Raw genomic sequence first — 21,452 nt, 5'->3', positions numbered from 1 at the left:
ACAGGCAACTTTACCAGAGCCTATTTTTACTATAATTAGTTGCTCGAAATAAATAGGGTAATTCGCTATAATTAAACACGAATAATTTGGAGGTGAAGTAATTTGTTTAATGTTAAAAAAGAACTAGAATTAACAACAGAGCACGAAGGTTTAGTCATTGGACTCTTTGATAAACCTGAAAAATTCACAGGAGTTTTAGCATTGCTCGATGATGCATTCAATGGCCAATTAAGAGAGCTTATAAAATCAAGTGACATTTCAGCAAAGTTTAAAAGAATCAATAAAGTACATAGTTTAGGGAAAATCGGCTCAAAACGTATTTGGTTTGTTGGCCTGGGGAAGGAAAAGGAATTTACCTTTGATAAACTAAAATCTGCTTTCGGCAGTCTCTTTAAGGAAGTGAAGGCAAATAAACTTGAAGAAGCAGCCTTTTATTTAGATTCCTTTACAACTGAACAAGTTGATGGTTTGGACGCTGCCCATGCGCTGAGCGAAGCATTTGCTCTCTCAACTTATCAATTTGAAGGATACAAGCAAAAATCGAACGAACCGGAGAGAAAGCTAGCTCATCTAACGATTTATTGTGAGAGCCTTGATGAGGATGAAGTGCAGGCCTCGTTAACAGTAGGACATGTGTTTGGTAAAGGAACGAATTCGGCACGAACACTCGTTAACATCCCTGGCAATATGTTAACGGCAACAGATATGGCTAATTATGCACGGGAACTTGCACGTAAATATGCTTTTGAGGTGGAAATCCTGGATAAAGCTGAAATAGAGAAGCTTGGAATGGGAGCATTCCTTGCCGTGAATCAGGGTTCAACAGAGCCTCCTAAAATGATTGTCCTTAAATATCAAGGGAAAGATGAATGGAAAGATGTGATCGGCTTAATTGGAAAAGGCATAACCTTCGATACGGGAGGGTATTCCATTAAAACGAAATCAGGGATCGTGGGGATGAAAACTGACATGGGCGGAGCAGCAGCAGTCCTTGGTGCAATGGAAATCATCGGTGAGATTCAGCCTGAGCAAAATGTGGTCGCGGTTATTCCTTCTACGGATAATATGATTAGCGGCAATGCCTTCAAGCCTGATGACGTGATTACATCGATGAGCGGTAAGACCATCGAGGTTTTAAATACAGATGCGGAAGGACGGCTAGTTTTAGCAGATGCGGTAACCTATGCAAAACAGCATGGTGCAGACTATCTTGTAGATGTCGCAACTTTAACAGGAGGAGTAATTACCGCACTTGGTCTTCATACGACGGGGGCCATGACTAATCATGATCCATTATATGATCAAGTATTGGGAGCTTCCCTCGAAGCAGGCGAGCAAATGTGGCAGCTGCCATTGTTTGAAACGGAGATTGAACGGGTAAGAAACAGTAAAGTCGCCGATTTAAATAATTCCCCTGGCAGTGAAGGCCATGCGTTGGTTGCTGGGGCTTTTATTGGTGAATTTGCCGAAGGAACACCATGGGTGCACTTAGATATCGCGGGGACAGCTACCACCGCAAAATCCCATGATTTAGGACCTGCCGGTGCAACCGGAGTGATGACCCGGACACTTGCCTTATTTGTAGAACGGTTTGAACCCATCGAGAAATAATGATTTGAAAAAGTCTCCGAGACATCTTGGAGGCTTTTTTGTGCTATTGGAGCGCACCAGTGCAAACGCCGCTAACCTGGCGCTTCCGCCTTTTGTTTTTGCCCACTCAAAACCCCTTCCATTCGCATATGAAATAGTGTAGGCAAGTATAGAAGAAGGAGGTTTGCTGTATGTACCCTTATTATCGAAACCCTCATCAGGTCCAAGACCACAGATTTATTGGCTTCGGTTTGCCATTACTTGGAGGCTTTTTAGGAGGCTTATTAGGGGGTGCGTTAATTAGCCGGCCATTTTACGGATATCCAGGATTTTATCCGCCGCCCCCACCCCCATTTCCACCGCCAGGAGGCTTTCCTGGGGCTTTTTATCCCGGCTTCGGTGCCCCGTATTATTACTAAAATGAAAAAACAGCTCTTGGGCTGTTTTTTTATGTAAAAAAGGAAAATTAGTTAATAAAGCGAATAGTTTATATAGATGAAAACTGTTTACATATAGGAGGAAATAATATGATTGAAAATACATTGCTGCAATCTTTAGGAATTGAGATTACCCTAGTTGAAAAAGGAAGGGTTATGGCGACAATGCCTGTAGATGAGCGAACTCGTCAGCCATTTGGATTACTGCACGGTGGTGCATCTGTTGCTTTGGCGGAAACGGTTGCCAGTATAGGAGCATATGAATTGGCAGATAAAGAGACGGAGGGTGTTGCGGGTCTAGAAATTAATGCAAATCATGTTCGTCCGAAAACGGAAGGTGTGGTTACAGCGACTGCAACTGTCCTATATCAAGGGAGATCCACTCAAGTATGGGATATTAAAATTACAGATGAAGAAGGCCGCATGATTTGTGTATCAAGATGTACGATGGCAGTCATTAAGCTAAAAAAATAATCGCGAAAATATATGTTTATAGAAGAATGGATTATTAGGATTATTATTGATTAAAAATTTAAAAAATTAACATTAGTTTCGTGTTATAATATAAGAAAAAATAGAAAAAAAGCACAATTTTTTGTACATGTTTCTTTATATAATGTAGTAAGAGTAAACGTAAAGGTGGTGAAATTGATGCGGGCAAGGCGGCAACATTTATTTATCGATTTTGAGTTTACAATGCCTGAACGGAATGTTCGCATGAAGGATTTTTATGCGGAAATTATCGAAGTTGGAATTGTTGCAGTCGTAGATGATCAAGTAACAGAACAGTTCTCATCCTTTGTTACTCCACTTAAATTTCCAAAACTAACTGAACGCTGTAAATCCTTTTTACATATTTCTCAGCAACAGGTAGACAAGGGTTTATCTATTTTTGAACTTGTTAAAAAATTGGAGGAGTTCAACAAGAATAATTATGAAACAACCATTGTTACTTGGGGAAATATGGATATGAAGGTCCTTCGTCATAATTGTTTAAAGGCAGGGATTGCGTTTCCGCTAAACGCAGTGGAGTTGGATCTTTCCATGGAATATAAACGATTCTTTGGTGATCAAAATCAAACAGGACTTTGGAAGGCAGTTCAGGAATACGGGAAAGAAGGAACGGGCAAACATCATCGTGCACTGGATGATGCGCTGACTACCTTTAATATATTCAAACTCGTTGAAAAGGATAAACGTTATTTAGAAAAACCAGAGCCAACCACGATTGGGGATCGGATTGATTTTTCAAAGTTATTAAATGAATTCGCATAAAAGGCCAAATCATTCAAACTGATTTGGCCTTTAGCGTTTTTATATTTTATAGTCTTTTTCAAGCGATTCCAAGGCTCTCAGGCTCATTTCAGCCCATTCTGAATTAGTTTCTGTTAATTCCTGTTTCATTTTGGCTAACGATTCTTTTAACGACTCTCTATAATCTGGAATCTCATTCTCAAAGGGCTTAACCATTTTGAGGGGAATATTCGCCTGCTCACGAAAGCTGAGTGCTTTTCTCTCGTGAAAAATAAGTACATCTGCATCTTTAGGGTTATGTAAATCTCCTTGCATGGGATGTTTAAGCACAGCAAGAACTCTTACTAAATAATGCTGTGGACGTACCTCTGTTATTTCTCCAATATATTTTCCAGTCTTATAAATGGCTGTTACAATCTTACCAATTTGTAATTCCGACACAAAAAAACACCCCTTCCACTTTTCTCTTTTATTTTAATATGAATCATAGTAAATTTAAAATAATGTGTGAAATAATTTTATTTCGGTTAAAGTCAAAAAATTGGAGGAATGATATATGAGGAAGAATCTGCATTTCTTATTAACATTATTTACAATTGTTCTAGTTTTGGCTGCTTGTGGGACAAGCACAAAGAAAGAAGAAGCAACCACCAAAAAGACCGCGCCAAAAACGGAACAGAAGGAAGGGGACCAAACTGTGTCAAATGCCGTCTATCCTCAGCTTTCAACAGAGGTGCTTGATAATGAACAACTCGTTGAAATGGAGACGTCAATGGGAAATATAAAAATTAAATTGTTTCCTAAGTATGCTCCGAAAGCAGTTGAAAACTTTGTAAAACATGGTAAAGAAGGTTACTATGATGGACTTATTTTTCATAGGGTTATTAAAGATTTCATGATCCAGGGCGGTGATCCGAATGGTAACGGTACTGGCGGGGAGAGTATTTACGGACAGCCTTTTGAAGATGAATTCTCGAAAAATCTTTATAATCTCCGCGGTGCTTTATCAATGGCTAATTCAGGCAGCAACACAAACGGAAGTCAGTTCTTTATTGTGCAAAGCTCGTCACTGGATTCTGCCATGAAGGACCAAATGGAAAAAGCAGGCTATCCGAAAGAGATTATTGAAGCCTATGATAAAAACGGTGGTACACCGTGGCTTGATCATCGTCATACGGTTTTTGGCCAAGTAGTTGAAGGAATGGATATCGTGGATAAAATTGCTAACACGCCTGTTGGTGCTCAAGATAAACCTGAGAAAGATGTGATCATTAAGAAAATCAAGGTGTTAGCAGAGTAACGATGAACCGTAGATTAAGAAGGTGGTATGAAAGGTTTTTTGTTGCTATAATAAATTATTAGAGCAGTTCCTTTAGAGAAAGGGAGAAGAAAAATGTTTCATCCATCGGTACTATCATTGTTTTTATACTTTCCGGAAGATAAATCGGAATATATACCTGCTGCAATCACTTTTGCGATTTTCTTAATTGGAGCCTTACTAACGATGCGCGTCATCATTTTAGTCTCCAAACGCGAGGCTAAAAAGGCAAAAGAATTAGAAAAACAATTGCAAAATCAAGAGCACACTCCAAGGAACAGTTAACCCAATACTGTTCCTTTTTGTTTGGATAAAGGATCGGGGGATTGCTCATACTAAATGCAAATTGTCTAGTGTGGGGGTATACATATGAAGAAAAGCTGGATGATCATTCCACTGCTCATTCTAACAGGATGTACAGAAGAGAATATCAGAAAGATTGATGTGGAGATGTATAATGCGGTCGGGGATTCCCTTGGCAAAATAAAGGTAGCTGAGCAGGCCAAAGGCGTAAAATTATCAGTAGATTTAAATGGCCTTCCAGCCGGAGATCATGCGATTCATATCCATGACAAAGGAAAATGTAAAGCTCCAGACTTTAAATCAGCAGGAAACCATTTTAATCCCGATAATAAGGAACATGGGCTTCTTCATCCCAAAGGTGCACATGCAGGCGATCTGCCTAATTTAATCGTTGGTGATGATGGGTCTGTAAAAGTAGATTTAACGGCACCCAATGTCACTTTGAAAGATGGAAAGACATCGTTGTTTACAAAAGAGGGGACCACAATCGTCATTGATGAAGGGAAAGATGATGGTATGACACCGCCTTCAGGAGATTCTGGAAAACGGATCGCCTGTGGTGAAATAACAAAAGATAAAAAAGCGAACAAATAAAACGGCTAGAATGAGAATATTATTTTTTGGCAGGCTATCAGTTAAGTGTGATAGCCTTTAACATTGAATTTTTTTCTTGTAAATAGGTAAAAATCTAAAGCTTTTCCTAAAAGTGGACATACACTAGCATGGAGACGATTTAGGAGGCGATAAGTTTGGGAAAAAGACAATTCTTTGGCGGATTTCCAGGACAATCTGGTTACCCGCAAATGGGCTATCCGCAAATGGGTGGGTATCATCAAATGGGAGGCTTCCCGCAAATGGGAGGATATCATCAAATGGGTTATCCACAAATGGGAGGATTCCCACATATGATGGGCGGTCAGCAATCAGGATTTCCTCAAGGCATGGGCGGTTTTCCTCAAATGATGGGAGGCCAGCATTCAGGTTTTCCTCAAAGCATGGGAGGTTTTCCTCAAATGATGGGAGGCCAGCAATCAGGAACTCCTCAAAGCATGGGCGGGTTCCCTCAAATGATGGGAGGCCAACAGCAAACTGGTTTTCCTCAAATGATGGGCACTTCTCAGCAAGGTGGACAAAACCTACCAACGATGCCTACTTCTTTTGGACAGCGTAAAAATAAGAAGTAGTTAAGTCACATATGAGTTAGAAAAAACTGTTCCTCACATAAAGGAGGAGCAGTTTTTTGTTTGCTTGATTTATTTTCCTTTTTTTTAGACAATGAGTTCATAATTATATATTGGAGTGACCATAAACATGGAGAACAAACTGTATTATCAAGATCCATACATACGAACTTTCAATGCAAAAGTGGTAAAACAAGAACAAGACCCAACAGGCAGCTGGTATGTTGTATTAAATCAAACGGCCTTTTATCCAACCGGCGGCGGGCAGCCGCACGACCTTGGAAAACTTGCTGATAAAGCGGTAATAAACGTGGAAGAAATCGATGGAGAAATTCGTCATTACCTTGATGGGCCATTTGATGATATAGGAAAGAAAGTCATTGGGACTATCGATTGGGAAAGACGCTTAGATCATATGCAGCAACACGCCGGGCAGCATCTATTATCTGCCTCGTTTGATCACTTATTTGGATACAAAACAATTGGGTTTCATTTAGGGGCAGAAATACTTACCATCGATTTAGAGACGGATCATCTTAGCGAGCAACAAGTACAAGAAGCTGAGGCACTAGCAAATCAGGTCATCCTTGAAAACAGACCAATTGAGACGAAATGGGTTACAGAAGAAGAATTGTCTCAATATAATCTGCGAAAAGAGACAAAAGTGAAAGAGGATATTCGCCTGGTTATTATTCCTGATTTTGATGATAACGGGTGCGGGGGGACACATCCAAGAGCTACTGGTGAGGTTCGAGCGGTAAAAGTATTGGATTGGGAACGACAAAAGAAGAAGGTACGGGTCCAATTTGTTGGTGGGAACCGAGTAGTTACACTGCTTGGACAAAAACAAAGGGTACTCCTGGAATTAACAAAAATCCTCAATGCCCCTGAAAAGGAAATGGAACAAGCTGTCCTTCGTCTCCTTGAAACGAACAAAACATTAGAGAAAGACCTTGAACAAACTCAGGAAAGTCTCCTTCATTTTGAGGCGAAGGACTTACTTGAAAAAGGAAGTCATCGTGAGAAGCCCCTCGTCAGTGAGGTGTTTCAAAATCGCTCCATTCAAGAATTGCAGAATTTAGCACGAATCATAATTACTGAAGAAGAAACGGCTATTGTTTACTTTGTATCGGAAAATGATAAGCGATTGCAAGTAGTTTGTGCACGTGGACAAGCTGAAACGGTAAGTATGAAGCAAGTAATCGCTAGTGCCCTTCCGCATATTAACGGAAAAGGCGGAGGAAATGATTCATTTGCCCAGGGTGGCGGTGAGGCATTAGTGTCTGGAGAGCAAATGCTACAGCATCTATTGGAAAAAGTTAGATAACTTGTGTGGTGCACCAATCTTTTACACTCCATTTTTTAAGAAGTATACTGGAGACCATGAGGAAATAAAATAGTGCTTTTTTAAGCCGAAATTTGGGAGTTAAAAATAATGAGAAAAGAACTGCAAACAAATTTACAATATGTAGATCTATTAAATGAGTGGAATCCCTTCAACTTAACTAATGGAGGATATGACACAGAAATCGCTGATACCATTCAGGCTATCTATGAATTAAATGATTGTGATGAGTTGGCCAAAAGAATACAAAGCATTTATGATTTTTCCTTTGAAAGAATAATTCCCTTGGAAGAGTGCTTGAAAAAAGCTAAAGAATTATTAATCATTAAAGCAAATGATGCTTGTTCCATTTAAAACTTCATGGCAAAAAAAAGGACATCCCATGATGGATGTCCACTTCAAAAAGGGGGAATACTAGAAAGCCTTATGATATAAGGGTTTCCAGTATTTTCTTTTTTTATACAGCAGTATAGAAAAACTTTGTTGTTATTCATATTATTGTTCAAGCAATTCTGTGGCAGGAAGATCTAATACAGTTGATAACTTTAATAAGGTTTGGGTGCTAGGAATTTGTTCTCCAGATTCGTATTTCTCAATTGTGTGAATTCCAACTCTTACTTTTTGTGCCAGCTCTTCCTGAGACATATGGAGCATTTCACGGGCATTTTTAATGGTTTGGCCGATGGTATTCAAACTGGTTCACCTTCCCTTTAAAATAGATTTCCTCACTATTAGTGTATCACGTTTAGTAACTATTTCTTTCCCTTTCCTTGAATATTATGTTAAGAAATTTCGACAATCCCACTAAGGTAAGCATTATTTGCAGTTTATTTTTCAATCTTTTTTGATTTAAAGCGTTCTTTGTGGTATAATATTATAATGCGTATATAAGGGATAAAATAATTAATTACTTAGGAGTGTTTTCATGTCAGAAAAGATCGAAACTGGAAGTATTTTAACAGGTAAAGTAACTGGAATTCAACCATATGGAGCGTTTGTTGCGCTTGACGATAATACTCAAGGCCTTGTCCATATTTCTGAAATTACCCATGGTTATGTGAAAGATATTAATGACCACCTTAAAGTTGGGGACGAAATTAAGGTGAAAGTATTATCAGTGGATGAAGGCGCAGGTAAAATTGGACTTTCGATTCGTGCAACGGAAGAAGCTCCTGTTCAACAGGCTGCTCCGAAGGCAAAGAAACCTCGTAAACGTCCAGTTGCTGCGATTATTCCAGAAGTGGAAGGCCAACAAGGTTTTAACACATTAAAAGATAAACTACAAGAGTGGATTGACCAGTCACAACGTGAAGATTTAATAAAAAAATAAATTCATGTAAAGCCTAGACCCAATGCTATATTAGCATGGTGCTAGGCTTTTTTTTTACATAAAAGCTCTGTTAAAGGTAAATGTTGATATTTGATACCTGTCAAAATTCTTGATATAATTAATATGGGAACAAACATTCGGGAGGTTATCAAGGTGGGCAAAGCGTTTAGCAACTTGTTAAAGTATATTGACAAATTACCGCATACTCAAAAAGAACAAGTCTACCAATGGGTAAAACGCTATGTCGAGCCTTCTTCCTCTGCGGGTGGTCGATTAATCAATGAAATGAGGGAAACTCGCTTCAAAGAAGGATTTGAGTGTCCTCATTGTTCATCGGAACACGTTGTTCGGTTCGGAAAATACAATGGTCGGCAACGGTATCAATGTAAATGTTGTAGTAAAACCTTTACTGACACAACCAATACCGTCTTGTACCGTTCTCGAAAAGGTAACGAATGGATTACATTTGTTGATTGTATGTTCAAAGGTTATTCCCTGCGAAAATCGGCTGAAATCGTAGGGGTTACTTGGGTTACGCTATTTTATTGGAGACATAAACTATTAAACGCCTTAAAACAAATGGATTTTGACCATTTTGATGGTATAGTTGAGATTGACGAGACCTATTTCCTGTACTCTCAAAAAGGGCAACGTGGCATTACGGAACGTAAACCTCGCAAACGTGGCGGGAAGTCCAAACATAGGGGAATAAGCCACGAACAGGTTTGTGTTCTCGTTGCCAGAGACCGAACCAAAGCAACGGTCTCCAAAGTTGCTTGTATGGGGCGAATTGTAAAACCGAAGGTCGATGCCTTAATTGGGTCTAAACTGTCCAATGAAAATGTGCTTGTAACTGATGCTTGGAGAGCCTATAAAACCTATGCAAAAGAAAAAGGTTTAGAGCATTATCGAATTAAATCAGACGGTGGCAAACACGTTATCAAGGGCTTGTATCACATTCAAAATGTAAACGGTCTCCATTCCCGTCTAAAGCTGTGGATAGACCGCTTTAAAGGTGTTGCTACAAAATATTTGGATAATTACCTTGCTTGGTTTCTATTCGTTGATAGTCGTAGTAACGAAAGCACCAAACAGCATATAAAAGAGTTTCTACTAACATCATTTGTATTTGAAATAACGGATACATATGATAGTATTCGGTTGTCGAAATACAAGATTTAAAATATTCATCAACAAAAATTCCTAATTAGGAGTTAGAAATCTTGTATTATTACTTTCATAAATGGAGAAAGGAGGAGATGATTTGAAAAAGATGTTTTTGATTACATTTTCTATTTTTATTACGTTTTTTGTGATTATTGTTGCAAACGTGTCCGCAAGTTCTTCAGTTGTTATAGACAAAGAAAAAGCTGGTGGTTATCAATATACTGTACTAAAAGAGCAAAGTGGTTATACTTGGAAAATCGGTCATCGTGATAGCTTATCCACCATCCAAGAAAACAAGGATAATAACAAAGATTTGCTACGTTTTAGAACTGTTGTCAAGGATATTAAGATGCGAATAGTTGAATTATCACTTTCCGCATCATACTTTTTAATTGTTATTATGACCGCACTTATTCTCTATAAGAAAAACAAACAAATACCAAAAAACTTTGGTGCAATTATGGCTATTTTAGTTGGTATAGCGTTATATTTTACCATTACAAATTCTATTGACCTAAATAGGACATTCCAAGATGCTAATTTTTATTATTCGGTACTAACCAACTAATTTTTAGTCAGGAAATCCATAAATAACTGGGTTTCCTTTTATTTTATAAAATAATCAACATTAAACTTTAACACAGCCTACATAAAAAGAGCTTTTTCATGGATAAAATTATATTGGGGTGTTCATTCTTTTTTCATGCTCGGCTACAATAGTACTATATGTACATAATATTAGAATGAAACAATGAAACGGGGGGTTATTTATGAAAGCAAATGTAAATACGAATGAATTAATTGCTAAAACAGAGAAATATGGAGCCAACAACTATCATCCGCTCCCAATTGTCATTACTAGGGCAGAAGGTGTTTGGGTAGAGGACCCAGAAGGCAATAAATATATGGATATGCTTAGTGCTTATTCGGCTGTGAACCAAGGACATCGTCACCCAAAAATTATTCAAGCGTTAAAGGACCAGGCCGATAAAGTTACATTAACTTCCCGTGCATTTCACAATGACCAACTTGGTCCGTGGTATGAAAAGGTTTGTCAATTAACGAAAAAAGAGATGGTGCTGCCCATGAATACCGGGGCTGAAGCAGTGGAAACAGCTGTGAAAACGGCACGACGCTGGAGCTATGATGTAAAAGGTGTGGCCGAGAACCAAGCGGAAATTATTGCTTGTATAGGGAATTTCCACGGCAGAACAATGACGGCAGTTTCCCTTTCATCTGACGACGAGTATAAACGCGGGTTTGGGCCCATGCTCCCGGGGATCAAGCTAATCCCTTACGGTGACTTAGAGGCATTAAAAGCTGCGATTACCCCTAATACAGCGGCATTTTTAATTGAACCGATTCAGGGAGAGGCTGGGATTGTCATTCCGCCTGAAGGCTTTATGAAGGCCGCCTATGATCTTTGTAAAGAAAACAATATTTTGTTTATTGCGGATGAAATTCAAGCTGGTTTGGCCCGGACAGGTAAAATGTTTGCTTGTGAGTGGGAAGGAATCGAACCTGATATGTATATTCTAGGTAAAGCATTGGGCGGCGGTGTGTTTCCAATTTCATGTGTTGTCGCTGACAAAGATATTTTAGGTGTCTTTAATCCGGGATCACACGGTTCTACCTTCGGGGGAAATCCAATGGCATGTGCAGTTTCCATAGCGGCCCTTGATGTGCTGGTAGATGAAAAACTAGCAGAAAAATCGTTAGAACTTGGCGAGTATTTTATTAATAAATTAAAAGAAATTAAAAATCCAATCATAAAAGAAATTCGCGGACGTGGATTATTTATCGGAGTTGAATTATCTCAGCCGGCTCGCAAATATTGTGAGCAATTAAAAGAGCAAGGACTATTGTGTAAGGAAACCCATGACACGGTGATTCGCTTTGCGCCGCCGCTAATTATTACTAAAGATGAACTGAACTGGGCCTTGGAGAGGATTAAAAACGTACTTGGATAAAAGGGATAAAATACTAGGGGTGCAAAAATGGGGATATATGATGTAACAAATAGTGGCGGTGATAAGGATATAGAGACATTAGACCTGCTCACTTCAACACAGATTGTTATTCATGATGCATTAAAAAAGATGGGCTATAACGAAGAAATGTTCGAATTATTGAAAGAGCCATTAAGAATGTCGGATGTTAGAATTCCCGTGCGGATGGACGATGGTTCGACCAAGATATTTAACGGGTTTAGGGCCCAGCATAATGATGCACTTGGGCCGACCATGGGTGGGGTTCGATTTCACCCTAAGGTCACAGCAACCGAAGTGAAGGCATTATCGATGTGGATGAGTATGAAGTGCGGCATCACTGACTTACCATTTGGCGGAGGAAAAGGAGCGATTCTTTGTAACCCGCGGACGATGTCATTCGGTGAACTTGAACGATTAAGCCGTGGATACGTTCGTGCTATCAGCCAAATTGTCGGTCCAACGAAGGATATCCTTGCACCCGATATGTACACTAATTCTCAGATCATGGCGTGGATGATGGATGAATTCAGCCGTCTCCGCCAATTTGATTCTTCTGGTTTTATTACCGGCAAACCCCTTGTACTTGGAGGCTCTGAGGGCCGGGAAAAGGCAGGAGCAAAGGGCGTAACCATTTGTATTGAGGAGGCTGCCAAGAAACGCGGTATTCGCATTAAGGGATCCCGTGTCATTGTTCAAGGGTTTGGAAATGCAGGCAGTTATGTGGCTAAGTTTATGCATGATGCAGGAGCGATTGTAATTGGAATTTCTGATGTTTATGGAGCACTTTATAATCCTGATGGATTGAATATTAATTATCTGTTGGATCGTCGGGACAGCTTTGGAACGATTAGCACTCTTTTCGAATGGACCATCACCAATAAAGAACTGCTTGAGAAGGAATGTGATGTATTAGTTCCTGCAGCGATTTCGGATCAGATTACGGCTGAAAATGCCCACAACATCAAGGCTAAAATTGTCGTAGAAGCTGCAAACGGGCCGACCTCGCTTGAAGCTACCAACATACTTACTGAACGTGGCATTTTGCTTGTACCAGATGTTTTGGCTGGGGCAGGTGGTGTGACCGTCTCCTATTTTGAATGGGTTCAAAACAAGCAGGGGTATTATTGGAGTGAAGAGGAAGTAGAAGAGAAATTGCGCGATAAACTGGTCAAGTCGTTCGAGGATATTTATCAACTGTCCCAAACTAACAACGTGGATATGCGCTTGGCGGCGTATATGATCGGCGTCAAAAAAATGGCAGATGCCTCCTTGTATAGGGGATGGGCATAAAAAACTTCCTTGCATCAGATGATGCGAGGAAGTTTTTTTGCAAAAAGAACTATAATAACTAATAATAAGTAAGGAAAAGGATGGTGTATAATGATGGAAAATTTTACTTTTTTAAATCCGACCAAATTGATCTTTGGAAAAGGTGAGTTGGAACAACTAAAAACAGAAGTACCTCATTACGGGAAAAAGATATTGCTCGTCTATGGCGGGGGCAGTATTAAACGGAGCGGCTTGTATGAAAATGTAATAAATTTATTAGCAGAAATTGGAGCAGAGGTTTTTGAACTCCCTGGAGTGGAACCGAACCCACGGATTACTACCGCACGAAAAGGGGTGGAAATTTGTAAACAAGAGGGAATTGATTTCTTGTTAGCAGTCGGGGGCGGAAGTGTCATTGATTGTACCAAACTTATTGCCGCCGGTGCAAAATATGAGGGGGATGCTTGGGATCTTGTTATTAAAAAGTCAATTCCACAAGATGCACTTCCGTTTGGTACGGTGTTAACGCTCGCAGCAACGGGCTCAGAAATGAATTCAGGTTCGGTTATTACAAATTGGGAAACAAATGAAAAGTATGGCTGGGGAAGTCCCGTTACTTATCCGAAATTCTCGATCTTAGATCCCGTTAACACGTTTACGGTGCCAAGGAATCAAACTATTTATGGCATAGTTGATATGATGTCACATGTGCTTGAACATTATTTTCATTTAGAAGAAAATACAGATTTTCAAGACCGTATGTGTGAATCTTTATTGATTACTGTGATGGAAACGGCACCTAAGTTGCTTGCGGACTTAGAAAATTATCAGCATAGGGCGACCATTCTTTACAGTGGAACAATGGCTCTTAATGGAATTTTAAATATGGGTTATCGCGGTGATTGGGCTACACATAATCTAGAGCACGCTGTGTCGGCCGTATATGACATTCCTCATGGCGGAGGCCTGGCGATTTTGTTCCCACATTGGATGAGGCATAATCTAGCGGTGAAGCCTGAACGCTTTAAGCAACTTGCCATTCGGGTGTTTGGGGTAAATGAAGCAGACAAGAGTGCAGAACAAATAGGACTTGAAGGAATTCAAAAATTACGTGAGTTCTGGAATAGTATTGATGCACCATCAAGGTTAATTGATTATGATATTGATGATTCGAAACTAGACTTAATGGCTGACAGAGCGATGGAAAACGGTGAATTTGGGAATTTTAACAGTTTAAACCGTGAGGATGTTATAGCTATTTATCGTGCATCACTATAAAATTACGAAAGTTAAGAAATTTGTCGAAAGTGGGTGCGCTTTCAATAGTGGACCTGCCTTGATAATCATCCCATCATTCGTTAAAGTGGTTATGTAAATAAAATTATGGAGGATCATGCATGACACATATTCATTTTGATTACTCAAAAGCCTTACCTTTTTTTGGAGAACATGAACTTACATATTTACGTGATGCCGTAAAAGTTGCTCATCACTCACTACATGAGCAGACCGGTGCGGGTAATGACTATTTAGGGTGGATTGACCTCCCAACCAACTATGACAAAGAAGAGTTTTCACGCATTCAAAAATCAGCTGAGAAAATTAAAGCTGATTCTGATATTCTTCTTGTTATTGGAATTGGAGGATCTTATCTTGGGGCAAGAGCAGCGATTGAAATGCTCCAGCACAGCTTCTATAACGTCCTTCCAAAGGATAAGCGAAATACACCTCAAGTGATTTTTGTTGGAAATAATATCAGTTCCACTTATATGAGAGATTTAATGGATCTCCTTGATGGAAAGGACTTTTCTATTAATGTCATTTCTAAATCTGGAACTACAACTGAACCAGCAATTGCTTTCCGCATTTTCCGTAAACTTCTTGAAGAAAAATACGGTCAAGATGAGGCTCGCAAACGAATCTATGCTACAACAGATAAAGCAAGAGGTGCTCTAAAGACCTTAGCAACAGAAGAAGGCTATGAAACGTTTGTCATCGCTGATGACATTGGCGGACGTTATTCTGTTCTAACAGCAGTTGGTTTGCTTCCAATCGCAGTAAGCGGGGCAAACATCGAGAAAATCATGGAAGGTGCTGCAGAGGCACAAACAGCCTTTGGTCAATCCGAACTCGAAAATAATCCTGCCTACCAATATGCAGCAGTTAGAAATGTGTTGTACAATAAAGGTAAAACCATTGAAATGCTGATAAATTATGAGCCAGGTTTGCAATATTTTTCAGAGTGGTGGAAGCAGTTATTTGGCGAAAGTGAAGGCAAAGATCAAAAAGGAATTTATCCTTCCTCAGCCAATTTTTCAACCGATCTCCATTCACTTGGACAATACGTTCAAGAAGGTCGTCGTGATTTGTTTGAAACAATCATTAAAGTGGAAACACCTCGTCACGAGCTGAAAATTGAAGCAGAAGAAAATGATTTAGATGGCTTAAATTACCTTGCTGGTCAAACAGTAGACTTTGTCAATAATAAGGCATTTCAAGGGACGATGCTTGCTCATACAGATGGCGGTGTGCCAAATTTAATTGTTAACATTCCAGCCATGGATGAATATACATTAGGATACCTTGTCTATTTCTTTGAAAAAGCCTGTGCCATGAGCGGCTACTTACTTGGAGTGAATCCTTTCGATCAGCCAGGTGTTGAGGCATACAAAGTAAATATGTTTGCCCTTCTAGGTAAACCAGGATACGAAGAGAAAAAAGCAGAATTAGAAAAACGTTTATAAAATATAGAAAAGAGAACTGATCAATACATTCAGTTCTCTTTTTTTTATTGAAATGATTGGATTTGGAGAAACTAATGGTATTGAAAATTAGGGGGTTAATGTTGATGATTGAGTTACCATCGAAAGTGGAAGGAAAACAGTTTGACCTATTTGAACTTGAACAAAAATTAAAACCAATCGGCTATTCGATTGGCGGAAACTGGGATTATGACCATGGTGCCTTTGATTATAAGCTAGATGATCAGGACGGCTATCTATTCGTACGGCTGCCATTTCAAGCCGTCGATGGGCAACTAGATGATAACAATTGTACAGTAAGGCTGGGAAGACCATTCCTCTTGTCCCATAAATATGAAGCAGGGCTAGATGACGAAGGAAGCACAGGAACCTTCTCAGGGACCCTAAATCAATTTCAGGAACCTGTCGATAAGGATGCCAGCATTCCAGAGAGGTATAGAGATTCTGGAACAGCACTGGTACAGGAATTGGAAATGCTTCTCCTCCAGGATTAACCTATTTGAAAATTAATAATTGATCATTTTCCTCTATAGGCAAGGAGTGGGATGGATTCAATAATGTTTCCTCCCCTCTTTGAATGCCAATCAGGAGGAAGCCCTTTTTCAATAATAAGAGACATACATCGCTGAAGGGCTTACCAATTTCAGGTTCCTCAACGGGGTAGGATGACAATCTGCTTTCCTGTAATTCATGGACAACGTTTGACAACAGTCCATCTCCATTCGAGTGCAAACTGTTTACCATAAAGACGCTGGTCAATTTATTTGATTGAATTACTTCATCAGCACCGGCTCGATAGGCATTAATTACTTGCTCTCTCGTTAAAATCTCAACGATGCATTTAACTTGTGCACATATTCCTTTAATAGTGAGCAAGGTAAGAATGCTATTCATATCTGCTTGCAGTTCATCATTTCCTCGATCTGCAGTAATTAACACTTTCTCCGCATTCTTGATATCACTTTTGACGATAGTATCATCTACATGACCCTTCCCTTGAATAAAGTGCACAAATCTTGATTTTACGGGATTTGCTTCAAGCGATTCATCAATTAAAACAATCATTTGTTGATATTTTGTGGTGGTAAGCTTATTAATTAACTCCTTCGATCGTTCATTCCAGCCGATAATGATGATATGTCCCTCCCCTTTATAAGGGATTCTCCCTTCAGACAGGGCATCTTGTTTTGTGACGGCAGCTGCGGCCAATGTTCCAAAATAGGATGAAACAAAGGCAACACCGAATAGGATGAGAATCAATGCGGTGAGTCTGCCTAAGAAGGAGTGCGGGACATAATCGCCGTATCCTACCGTTGATGCAGTAATGATCGCCCACCAGATGCCATCGAAAATGGTAGGAAAGGTGGTTGGTTCTAAAAAGTGAATAGAGATTCCGAATAAGAGAAACACAAGTAATGCCATTAATAGAATTCGGACGAGGAGCGGCAAACGTAAGAAGCTGATATACACTCTGTTTGGCACGATTGTCACCTCTTTCTAGTGTTTTTAGCACCATCTCGTAGAGCAGGTGCTGAACCAGTTATTTTTATTATTAACGAAAACGGATTAATCTATAGGACTGCTTGATAATTTTAACAGTAGGGTCTGTAAGTGTAAAACCTTCCGATGACAGGAAGGTTTTATTTTTTTGTGGTACAAACCTATTTCTTTGAATAAAAATTATAGACAGGCTTCTACTTAGTTATTAAGGAGAGATATAGATGAATGTATTTTTGAGTTATATACTTTTAGGATTATCGCTGGCGGCTCCGATTGGTCCAATTAATGCTGCTCAGATTGACAGGGGCATTAGGAACGGATTTATGAATTCGTGGCTTATTGGAGTCGGGGCTGTTATTGCCGATGGCGTGTATATGCTTGTTGTTTATATAGGAGTAGTCCAGTTTCTTGAAACCGCATTTATGCAAACGTTTCTTTGGTTTTTTGGCTGTTTTGTCCTTATGTATACAGGAATAGAAACCTTCATGAACGCGGGAAAAATTAATTTACAGCAATCCAGAGGGAAGGAACCACTGATAAAATCATTCTTCTCAGGATTTCTTATGTCGATCTCTAATCCCTTAACGATTCTATTTTGGTTAGGGATTTATGGGTCCGTCCTTGCGAAAACAGCTGCATCCTCAAATCCGACTCAATTAGTCCTCTACAGCTGTGCAATTTTTATTGGGCTGCTGATTTGGGATATTGCCATGGCGAGTGTATCAAGCAGTTTTCGTAAATTCTTAACTCCCCAATTACTTGTCGGCATTTCTTGCCTGTCTGGTCTTTCGTTAATTGGATTTGGGATTTATTTTGGAATGCAAGCCTTTAATGTGTTATTTGCATAACAAAAAAACCAGCAAAAAGAATTCGCTGGTTTTTCTATGCAGTCGGCCATGGGCTAAGCACTTTTTTCTTCGACTTTTTCCATTTGAACTGCATGAATAAGGTAATCACTCCAATAATTCCAAGAAAGGCTAAGCTAATAAAAAAGCCCGGTCTGCTTGTTTCATGAAAAAGAGTGCCGCTAACGGCAATTAAAATAAATAAGGCGCCAATGGAATACATAATTTTTTCCTTCAGCTGCAGCTCTAAAATTTTTCGTGAGGATGCCACGATAAAGAGCCAATTATAAAGGAGCATTAAGGCGGCACCCGTGGTAACCCACTCATAAATTTTGTTAGGTAAAACCAAGGCTGAAACAACCGAGGCAGTAATTCCTAACATGGTAATAAGCAGGGATGCCAGCGGGACTTTTAATTTCCCTGGCTTTGAAAAACATGCAGGTGCATCACCCTCTTCACCAAGCGTGACAAGCACGCTGGTTACGCCATAAAGAGAAGCGGTCATGGTTGAAAAACCTGCAATAATTAATGTTGCATTAAAAAAATGAGGAACAAAGGAAAGATGGTATGCATTAAGGGCAACAACAAAAGTACTTTCCTTTGTGTTAAATTGATTCCAAGGAACAATAATGACTGCAAGACCAATCGATACCACATAGATGATCATGAGCGTAAACAACATGACTTTTCCTGCTTTGGGAGCTTCCTTCGGATCCTTTAAATTGGTCGCCATTAATCCAAGAATTTCAATACCACCGAAAGCATAGAAGGCAAAAATCACTGCTGACCATAAGCCTTTCAATCCATGGGGCATAATTTCTTTTTGGGTATTCGGATACTGAATCGGACGATCACCATCGATTACCCCAAAGATGGCCAGAAAAGCAATTACTATAAACATTAATATCGCTGAGATTTTTAAGACTGCCAGAATATTTTCGAGCTTATTTAAAACCTTTACTCCGATTAAAATCACTGCTAGTCCTAAAACTGCGTAAATAGTAGCAAATATCCATAAGGGGATTTTGGGAAGCCAAAATTGGGAAAAAATCGAGAGAGCCGTCATCTGGCTTCCCATGATTAACACTTCCGATGACCAGTAGACCCACCCGCTGCTGAATCCTGCCCACCTGCCATATGCTTTCTTCGCATACGACCGAAACCCGCCTTGTAAGGGTTCTTGGGACGTCATTTTGGATAAAGCATCATAGACGAAATATGTCCCAAGGGCAGCAACTATAAAGGCAACTAAGATCGATGGACCTGTCATTTTAATTGCTAAGCCTGAGCCAAGGAAGAACCCTGTTCCAATCGTACAGCCCACGCCAAATAAAGAAAGCTGCCACCATTTCATGTTGCTCTTCTCATTCCCGCCGGAATTGGATTTACTCATCGTCATCCTCCTGTTTCTCTAAATATCTCTACTCGTCGCGCCTGGTGATTTGTCGGTATTATCTTGATTATTATATTCTGCATCATTAAGCCCAGGCTTTTGTTTCCTGTTCCCGCCTAAATAGGTTGATTGATGCTCCTTTTGCTCTTGTCTGAATTTGTCAAAGTTTTCATTAACCACACAATCTCCTCATTTCTCCTAGTTAAGATATTTCTTAAGATATACTCCTGTCCATTTCTTATTCAGTTAATAAACAATCCTGCAGTTAGGTTTTTGATGGAATTAAATTTTCATTACATAATCAACCACGAAAAAAATGAAAATAGAAGAGAAAGATAAAAACAATAAATATAAAAGTGAAATAGATGGAGCAAGATACTTAGCGCTTTTCATTGAAAGGGGTTTAGCACATGTTATCGACACAGCAACTTGCTGAGTTACGTTTACAATTGTTACAAGAAAAAAGTGAGGTAGAAGAACATATAGAACAAAATGATCACTTTGGATTGGAAAGAGGGCATTTTCATGAGTCGATGGGGGAGTTATCCAGCTATGATAACCACCCAGCTGATGAGGGAACAGAATTATATGAACGTGAGAAAGATATTGCTTTAAATGAACATTATCAATTTCAAATCCGAAATATCGATCACGCTTTGGAGGCAATGGAAAATGGCACTTATGGAACCTGCGAAGTATGCGGTAAGGAGATTCCTTTAGAACGTTTACAGGCATTGCCAAATACAACCTATTGTATTGAACACAGTCCCGATCAGGTTACTTCACACAAACGCCCCGTGGAGGAAGGCGTTTTGATGCCGCCCTTTGGTAAGTTTGATATGGACGAAAAAGATGAGAACGTTGCTTTTGATGCAGAAGATTCTTGGCAGACTGTTGCCGCGTGGGGCACATCCGAGACTCCTTCCGATTTAGCCTTTCCACAGGATAGTTATAGTGATATCTATACTGAAGCAGACGAAAACATTAGCTATGTCGAGGATTATGAAAATTTTGTTGGAAATGACATGTATGGAAATAATATCAAGGTTTATCCAAACCCGCAGCATGAAAGTTACGAAGATGCCCTTGATGAGGAAGGCATCATGACTGCATTCGGGGATTTACCGGCTTATGAACATGACCCTTATGTCGACCATGATGATAAATAATGACAACCAAAAAAGAAAACAGCTTTCGAGCGAGAGCTGTTTTCTCTGGTTTTATTATTTATCGTAGCCTTTTTGCGGTATTGGTATATCCTTACCGTTTACATCATCAATTACCGCACCAATTTCACCTTCAGTATATGTGTCACTGGCTTGCTCATGTGTAGTTGCTATTCCGGCAGATAGATCATCTGTTTCTTGATAATAACTTGGATGATAGAAACTTCCTGCCAATTCTTTCTTTGGATTTGCTTTCTGATTCTTATTGTCCATCCTGTATTCCTCCCTTTCAATGTTTGATACAAGGGTATTTTTTTCTTTTTTTAACAGGATTACTCCTAATAAAAAATAAATCTGCAATGGAGGTACTATAATGAACAAAAAAAATGAGTTTCCAACACGTGAAGAATTAGACCAGGCGTTTCATTTTCTTCATGACCAAATTAACAAAATATCTGTTGTTGAAGAAGTGGAAATGGTGAAAGAAGAAATGGATTTCCAGGAAGGATAATTACTTACATAATTTGCCAGACTACAACATAGCTTGTAGCAGGCAAGACTTTTTCTCTAGATCCATTATGGTGGCATTTACTATGCTTTC

At 39.4% G+C, this 21,452-nt stretch carries 26 protein-coding genes and 1 pseudogene; 21 read left to right on the top strand and 6 right to left on the bottom strand.

Features of this window, described 5'->3' with window-relative positions; genetic code table 11:
• Window positions 1–102 precede the first annotated feature (102 nt).
• The 4 genes from AC4QJR_RS23515 (at window position 103) to kapD (ending at window position 3,302) form a co-directional block, all read left to right on the top strand.
• On the top strand, window positions 103–1,611 hold the full coding sequence (locus tag AC4QJR_RS23515; protein WP_375375180.1) for a leucyl aminopeptidase: 1,509 nt from the start codon (window positions 103–105) through the stop codon (window positions 1,609–1,611).
• 170 nt (window positions 1,612–1,781) lie between these two features.
• Complete coding sequence (locus tag AC4QJR_RS23510) at window positions 1,782–2,009, top strand: hypothetical protein (protein WP_098572771.1); 228 nt, start codon at window positions 1,782–1,784, stop codon at window positions 2,007–2,009.
• A gap of 108 nt (window positions 2,010–2,117) precedes the next feature.
• Complete coding sequence (locus AC4QJR_RS23505; RefSeq protein WP_251457933.1) at window positions 2,118–2,501, top strand: hotdog fold thioesterase; 384 nt, start codon at window positions 2,118–2,120, stop codon at window positions 2,499–2,501.
• A gap of 177 nt (window positions 2,502–2,678) precedes the next feature.
• Window positions 2,679–3,302, top strand: coding sequence for a 3'-5' exonuclease KapD (kapD, locus tag AC4QJR_RS23500; RefSeq protein ID WP_098572773.1), 624 nt, complete (start codon window positions 2,679–2,681; stop codon window positions 3,300–3,302).
• Between the two features lie 39 nt (window positions 3,303–3,341).
• On the opposite strand, the gene kapB is transcribed toward kapD, so the two are convergent.
• On the bottom strand, window positions 3,342–3,722 hold the full coding sequence (kapB, locus tag AC4QJR_RS23495) for a kinase-associated lipoprotein KapB (RefSeq protein ID WP_098572774.1): 381 nt from the start codon (window positions 3,720–3,722) through the stop codon (window positions 3,342–3,344).
• Window positions 3,723–3,837: 115 nt separating this feature from the next.
• On the opposite strand from kapB, the gene AC4QJR_RS23490 reads away from it, so the two are divergent.
• The 6 genes from AC4QJR_RS23490 to AC4QJR_RS23465 all read left to right on the top strand — a co-directional run bounded on the left by AC4QJR_RS23490 (window position 3,838) and on the right by AC4QJR_RS23465 (window position 7,782).
• A complete protein-coding gene (locus AC4QJR_RS23490) occupies window positions 3,838–4,581 on the top strand; it encodes a peptidylprolyl isomerase (RefSeq protein WP_098572775.1) in 744 nt (247 codons plus the stop codon).
• Window positions 4,582–4,674: 93 nt separating this feature from the next.
• Window positions 4,675–4,884, top strand: coding sequence for a hypothetical protein (locus AC4QJR_RS23485; protein ID WP_098572776.1), 210 nt, complete (start codon window positions 4,675–4,677; stop codon window positions 4,882–4,884).
• 84 nt (window positions 4,885–4,968) lie between these two features.
• Window positions 4,969–5,496 carry a superoxide dismutase family protein gene (locus AC4QJR_RS23480; RefSeq protein ID WP_496524370.1) on the top strand — a complete coding sequence of 176 codons (528 nt, stop codon included), beginning with the start codon at window positions 4,969–4,971 and terminating at the stop codon, window positions 5,494–5,496.
• Between the two features lie 155 nt (window positions 5,497–5,651).
• A complete protein-coding gene (locus AC4QJR_RS23475; RefSeq protein WP_496524369.1) occupies window positions 5,652–6,086 on the top strand; it encodes a hypothetical protein in 435 nt (144 codons plus the stop codon).
• A 127-nt stretch (window positions 6,087–6,213) separates the two neighbouring features.
• Window positions 6,214–7,410, top strand: a complete 1,197-nt coding sequence (locus AC4QJR_RS23470) for an alanyl-tRNA editing protein (protein ID WP_496524368.1) — start codon at window positions 6,214–6,216, stop codon at window positions 7,408–7,410.
• A 108-nt stretch (window positions 7,411–7,518) separates the two neighbouring features.
• Window positions 7,519–7,782 carry a DUF1871 family protein gene (locus AC4QJR_RS23465; RefSeq protein WP_496524367.1) on the top strand — a complete coding sequence of 88 codons (264 nt, stop codon included), beginning with the start codon at window positions 7,519–7,521 and terminating at the stop codon, window positions 7,780–7,782.
• 144 nt (window positions 7,783–7,926) lie between these two features.
• Here the strand turns inward: AC4QJR_RS23465 and AC4QJR_RS23460 are convergent.
• Window positions 7,927–8,121 (bottom strand): annotated as a pseudogene (locus AC4QJR_RS23460) (helix-turn-helix domain-containing protein); the annotation flags it as partial.
• 232 nt (window positions 8,122–8,353) lie between these two features.
• Here AC4QJR_RS23460 and yugI point away from each other — a divergent pair.
• The 8 genes from yugI (at window position 8,354) to AC4QJR_RS23420 (ending at window position 16,441) form a co-directional block, all read left to right on the top strand.
• Complete coding sequence (gene yugI, locus AC4QJR_RS23455) at window positions 8,354–8,758, top strand: S1 domain-containing post-transcriptional regulator GSP13 (RefSeq protein ID WP_251457918.1); 405 nt, start codon at window positions 8,354–8,356, stop codon at window positions 8,756–8,758.
• Window positions 8,759–8,911: 153 nt separating this feature from the next.
• The gene (locus AC4QJR_RS23450) at window positions 8,912–9,940 is read left to right on the top strand and encodes an IS1595 family transposase (RefSeq protein WP_496524366.1); all 1,029 of its coding nucleotides are present in this window, start codon (window positions 8,912–8,914) and stop codon (window positions 9,938–9,940) included.
• Between the two features lie 91 nt (window positions 9,941–10,031).
• A complete protein-coding gene (locus AC4QJR_RS23445) occupies window positions 10,032–10,493 on the top strand; it encodes a geobacillin-26 family protein (RefSeq protein ID WP_496526730.1) in 462 nt (153 codons plus the stop codon).
• 202 nt (window positions 10,494–10,695) lie between these two features.
• Complete coding sequence (locus AC4QJR_RS23440) at window positions 10,696–11,895, top strand: ornithine--oxo-acid transaminase (protein ID WP_375377193.1); 1,200 nt, start codon at window positions 10,696–10,698, stop codon at window positions 11,893–11,895.
• 27 nt (window positions 11,896–11,922) lie between these two features.
• Window positions 11,923–13,206: a Glu/Leu/Phe/Val family dehydrogenase gene (locus AC4QJR_RS23435; protein WP_496524365.1), complete on the top strand. Its 1,284-nt coding sequence runs from the start codon at window positions 11,923–11,925 to the stop codon at window positions 13,204–13,206.
• A gap of 93 nt (window positions 13,207–13,299) precedes the next feature.
• On the top strand, window positions 13,300–14,463 hold the full coding sequence (locus tag AC4QJR_RS23430) for an iron-containing alcohol dehydrogenase (protein ID WP_496526729.1): 1,164 nt from the start codon (window positions 13,300–13,302) through the stop codon (window positions 14,461–14,463).
• A 119-nt stretch (window positions 14,464–14,582) separates the two neighbouring features.
• Window positions 14,583–15,929, top strand: coding sequence for a glucose-6-phosphate isomerase (locus AC4QJR_RS23425; RefSeq protein WP_496524364.1), 1,347 nt, complete (start codon window positions 14,583–14,585; stop codon window positions 15,927–15,929).
• A gap of 104 nt (window positions 15,930–16,033) precedes the next feature.
• Window positions 16,034–16,441, top strand: a complete 408-nt coding sequence (locus tag AC4QJR_RS23420) for a YugN-like family protein (RefSeq protein ID WP_098572786.1) — start codon at window positions 16,034–16,036, stop codon at window positions 16,439–16,441.
• A gap of 1 nt (window position 16,442) precedes the next feature.
• Here AC4QJR_RS23420 and AC4QJR_RS23415 read toward each other — a convergent pair whose 3' ends face one another.
• Entirely contained in the window at window positions 16,443–17,429 is a 987-nt protein-coding gene (locus tag AC4QJR_RS23415; protein ID WP_251457909.1) for a potassium channel family protein, read from the bottom strand.
• A gap of 239 nt (window positions 17,430–17,668) precedes the next feature.
• Between AC4QJR_RS23415 and AC4QJR_RS23410 the strand changes: the two genes are divergently transcribed.
• Window positions 17,669–18,295 carry a LysE family transporter gene (locus AC4QJR_RS23410; RefSeq protein WP_496524363.1) on the top strand — a complete coding sequence of 209 codons (627 nt, stop codon included), beginning with the start codon at window positions 17,669–17,671 and terminating at the stop codon, window positions 18,293–18,295.
• A gap of 34 nt (window positions 18,296–18,329) precedes the next feature.
• Here AC4QJR_RS23410 and AC4QJR_RS23405 read toward each other — a convergent pair whose 3' ends face one another.
• Together AC4QJR_RS23405 and AC4QJR_RS23400 are read right to left on the bottom strand one after the other, a co-directional pair.
• Window positions 18,330–19,685 carry an amino acid permease gene (locus tag AC4QJR_RS23405; RefSeq protein WP_496524362.1) on the bottom strand — a complete coding sequence of 452 codons (1,356 nt, stop codon included), beginning with the start codon at window positions 19,683–19,685 and terminating at the stop codon, window positions 18,330–18,332.
• Window positions 19,686–19,703: 18 nt separating this feature from the next.
• The gene (locus AC4QJR_RS23400) at window positions 19,704–19,865 is read right to left on the bottom strand and encodes a hypothetical protein (protein WP_496524361.1); all 162 of its coding nucleotides are present in this window, start codon (window positions 19,863–19,865) and stop codon (window positions 19,704–19,706) included.
• Window positions 19,866–20,095: 230 nt separating this feature from the next.
• Between AC4QJR_RS23400 and AC4QJR_RS23395 the strand changes: the two genes are divergently transcribed.
• On the top strand, window positions 20,096–20,854 hold the full coding sequence (locus AC4QJR_RS23395; protein ID WP_496524360.1) for a yteA family sporulation protein: 759 nt from the start codon (window positions 20,096–20,098) through the stop codon (window positions 20,852–20,854).
• Between the two features lie 54 nt (window positions 20,855–20,908).
• Here the strand turns inward: AC4QJR_RS23395 and AC4QJR_RS23390 are convergent, their stop codons facing one another.
• Entirely contained in the window at window positions 20,909–21,124 is a 216-nt protein-coding gene (locus AC4QJR_RS23390) for a YozQ family protein (protein ID WP_098572791.1), read from the bottom strand.
• A gap of 100 nt (window positions 21,125–21,224) precedes the next feature.
• Here AC4QJR_RS23390 and AC4QJR_RS23385 point away from each other — a divergent pair, with 100 nt between their 5' ends.
• Entirely contained in the window at window positions 21,225–21,362 is a 138-nt protein-coding gene (locus AC4QJR_RS23385) for a hypothetical protein (protein ID WP_496524359.1), read from the top strand.
• The last annotated feature ends 90 nt before the right edge of the window (window positions 21,363–21,452 follow it).

The sequence above is a fragment of the Neobacillus sp. BP17 genome, from assembly GCF_059579525.1.
Note: the sequence above shows the minus strand (reverse complement) of the source record. Positions and strands in the feature narration are given on the sequence as shown.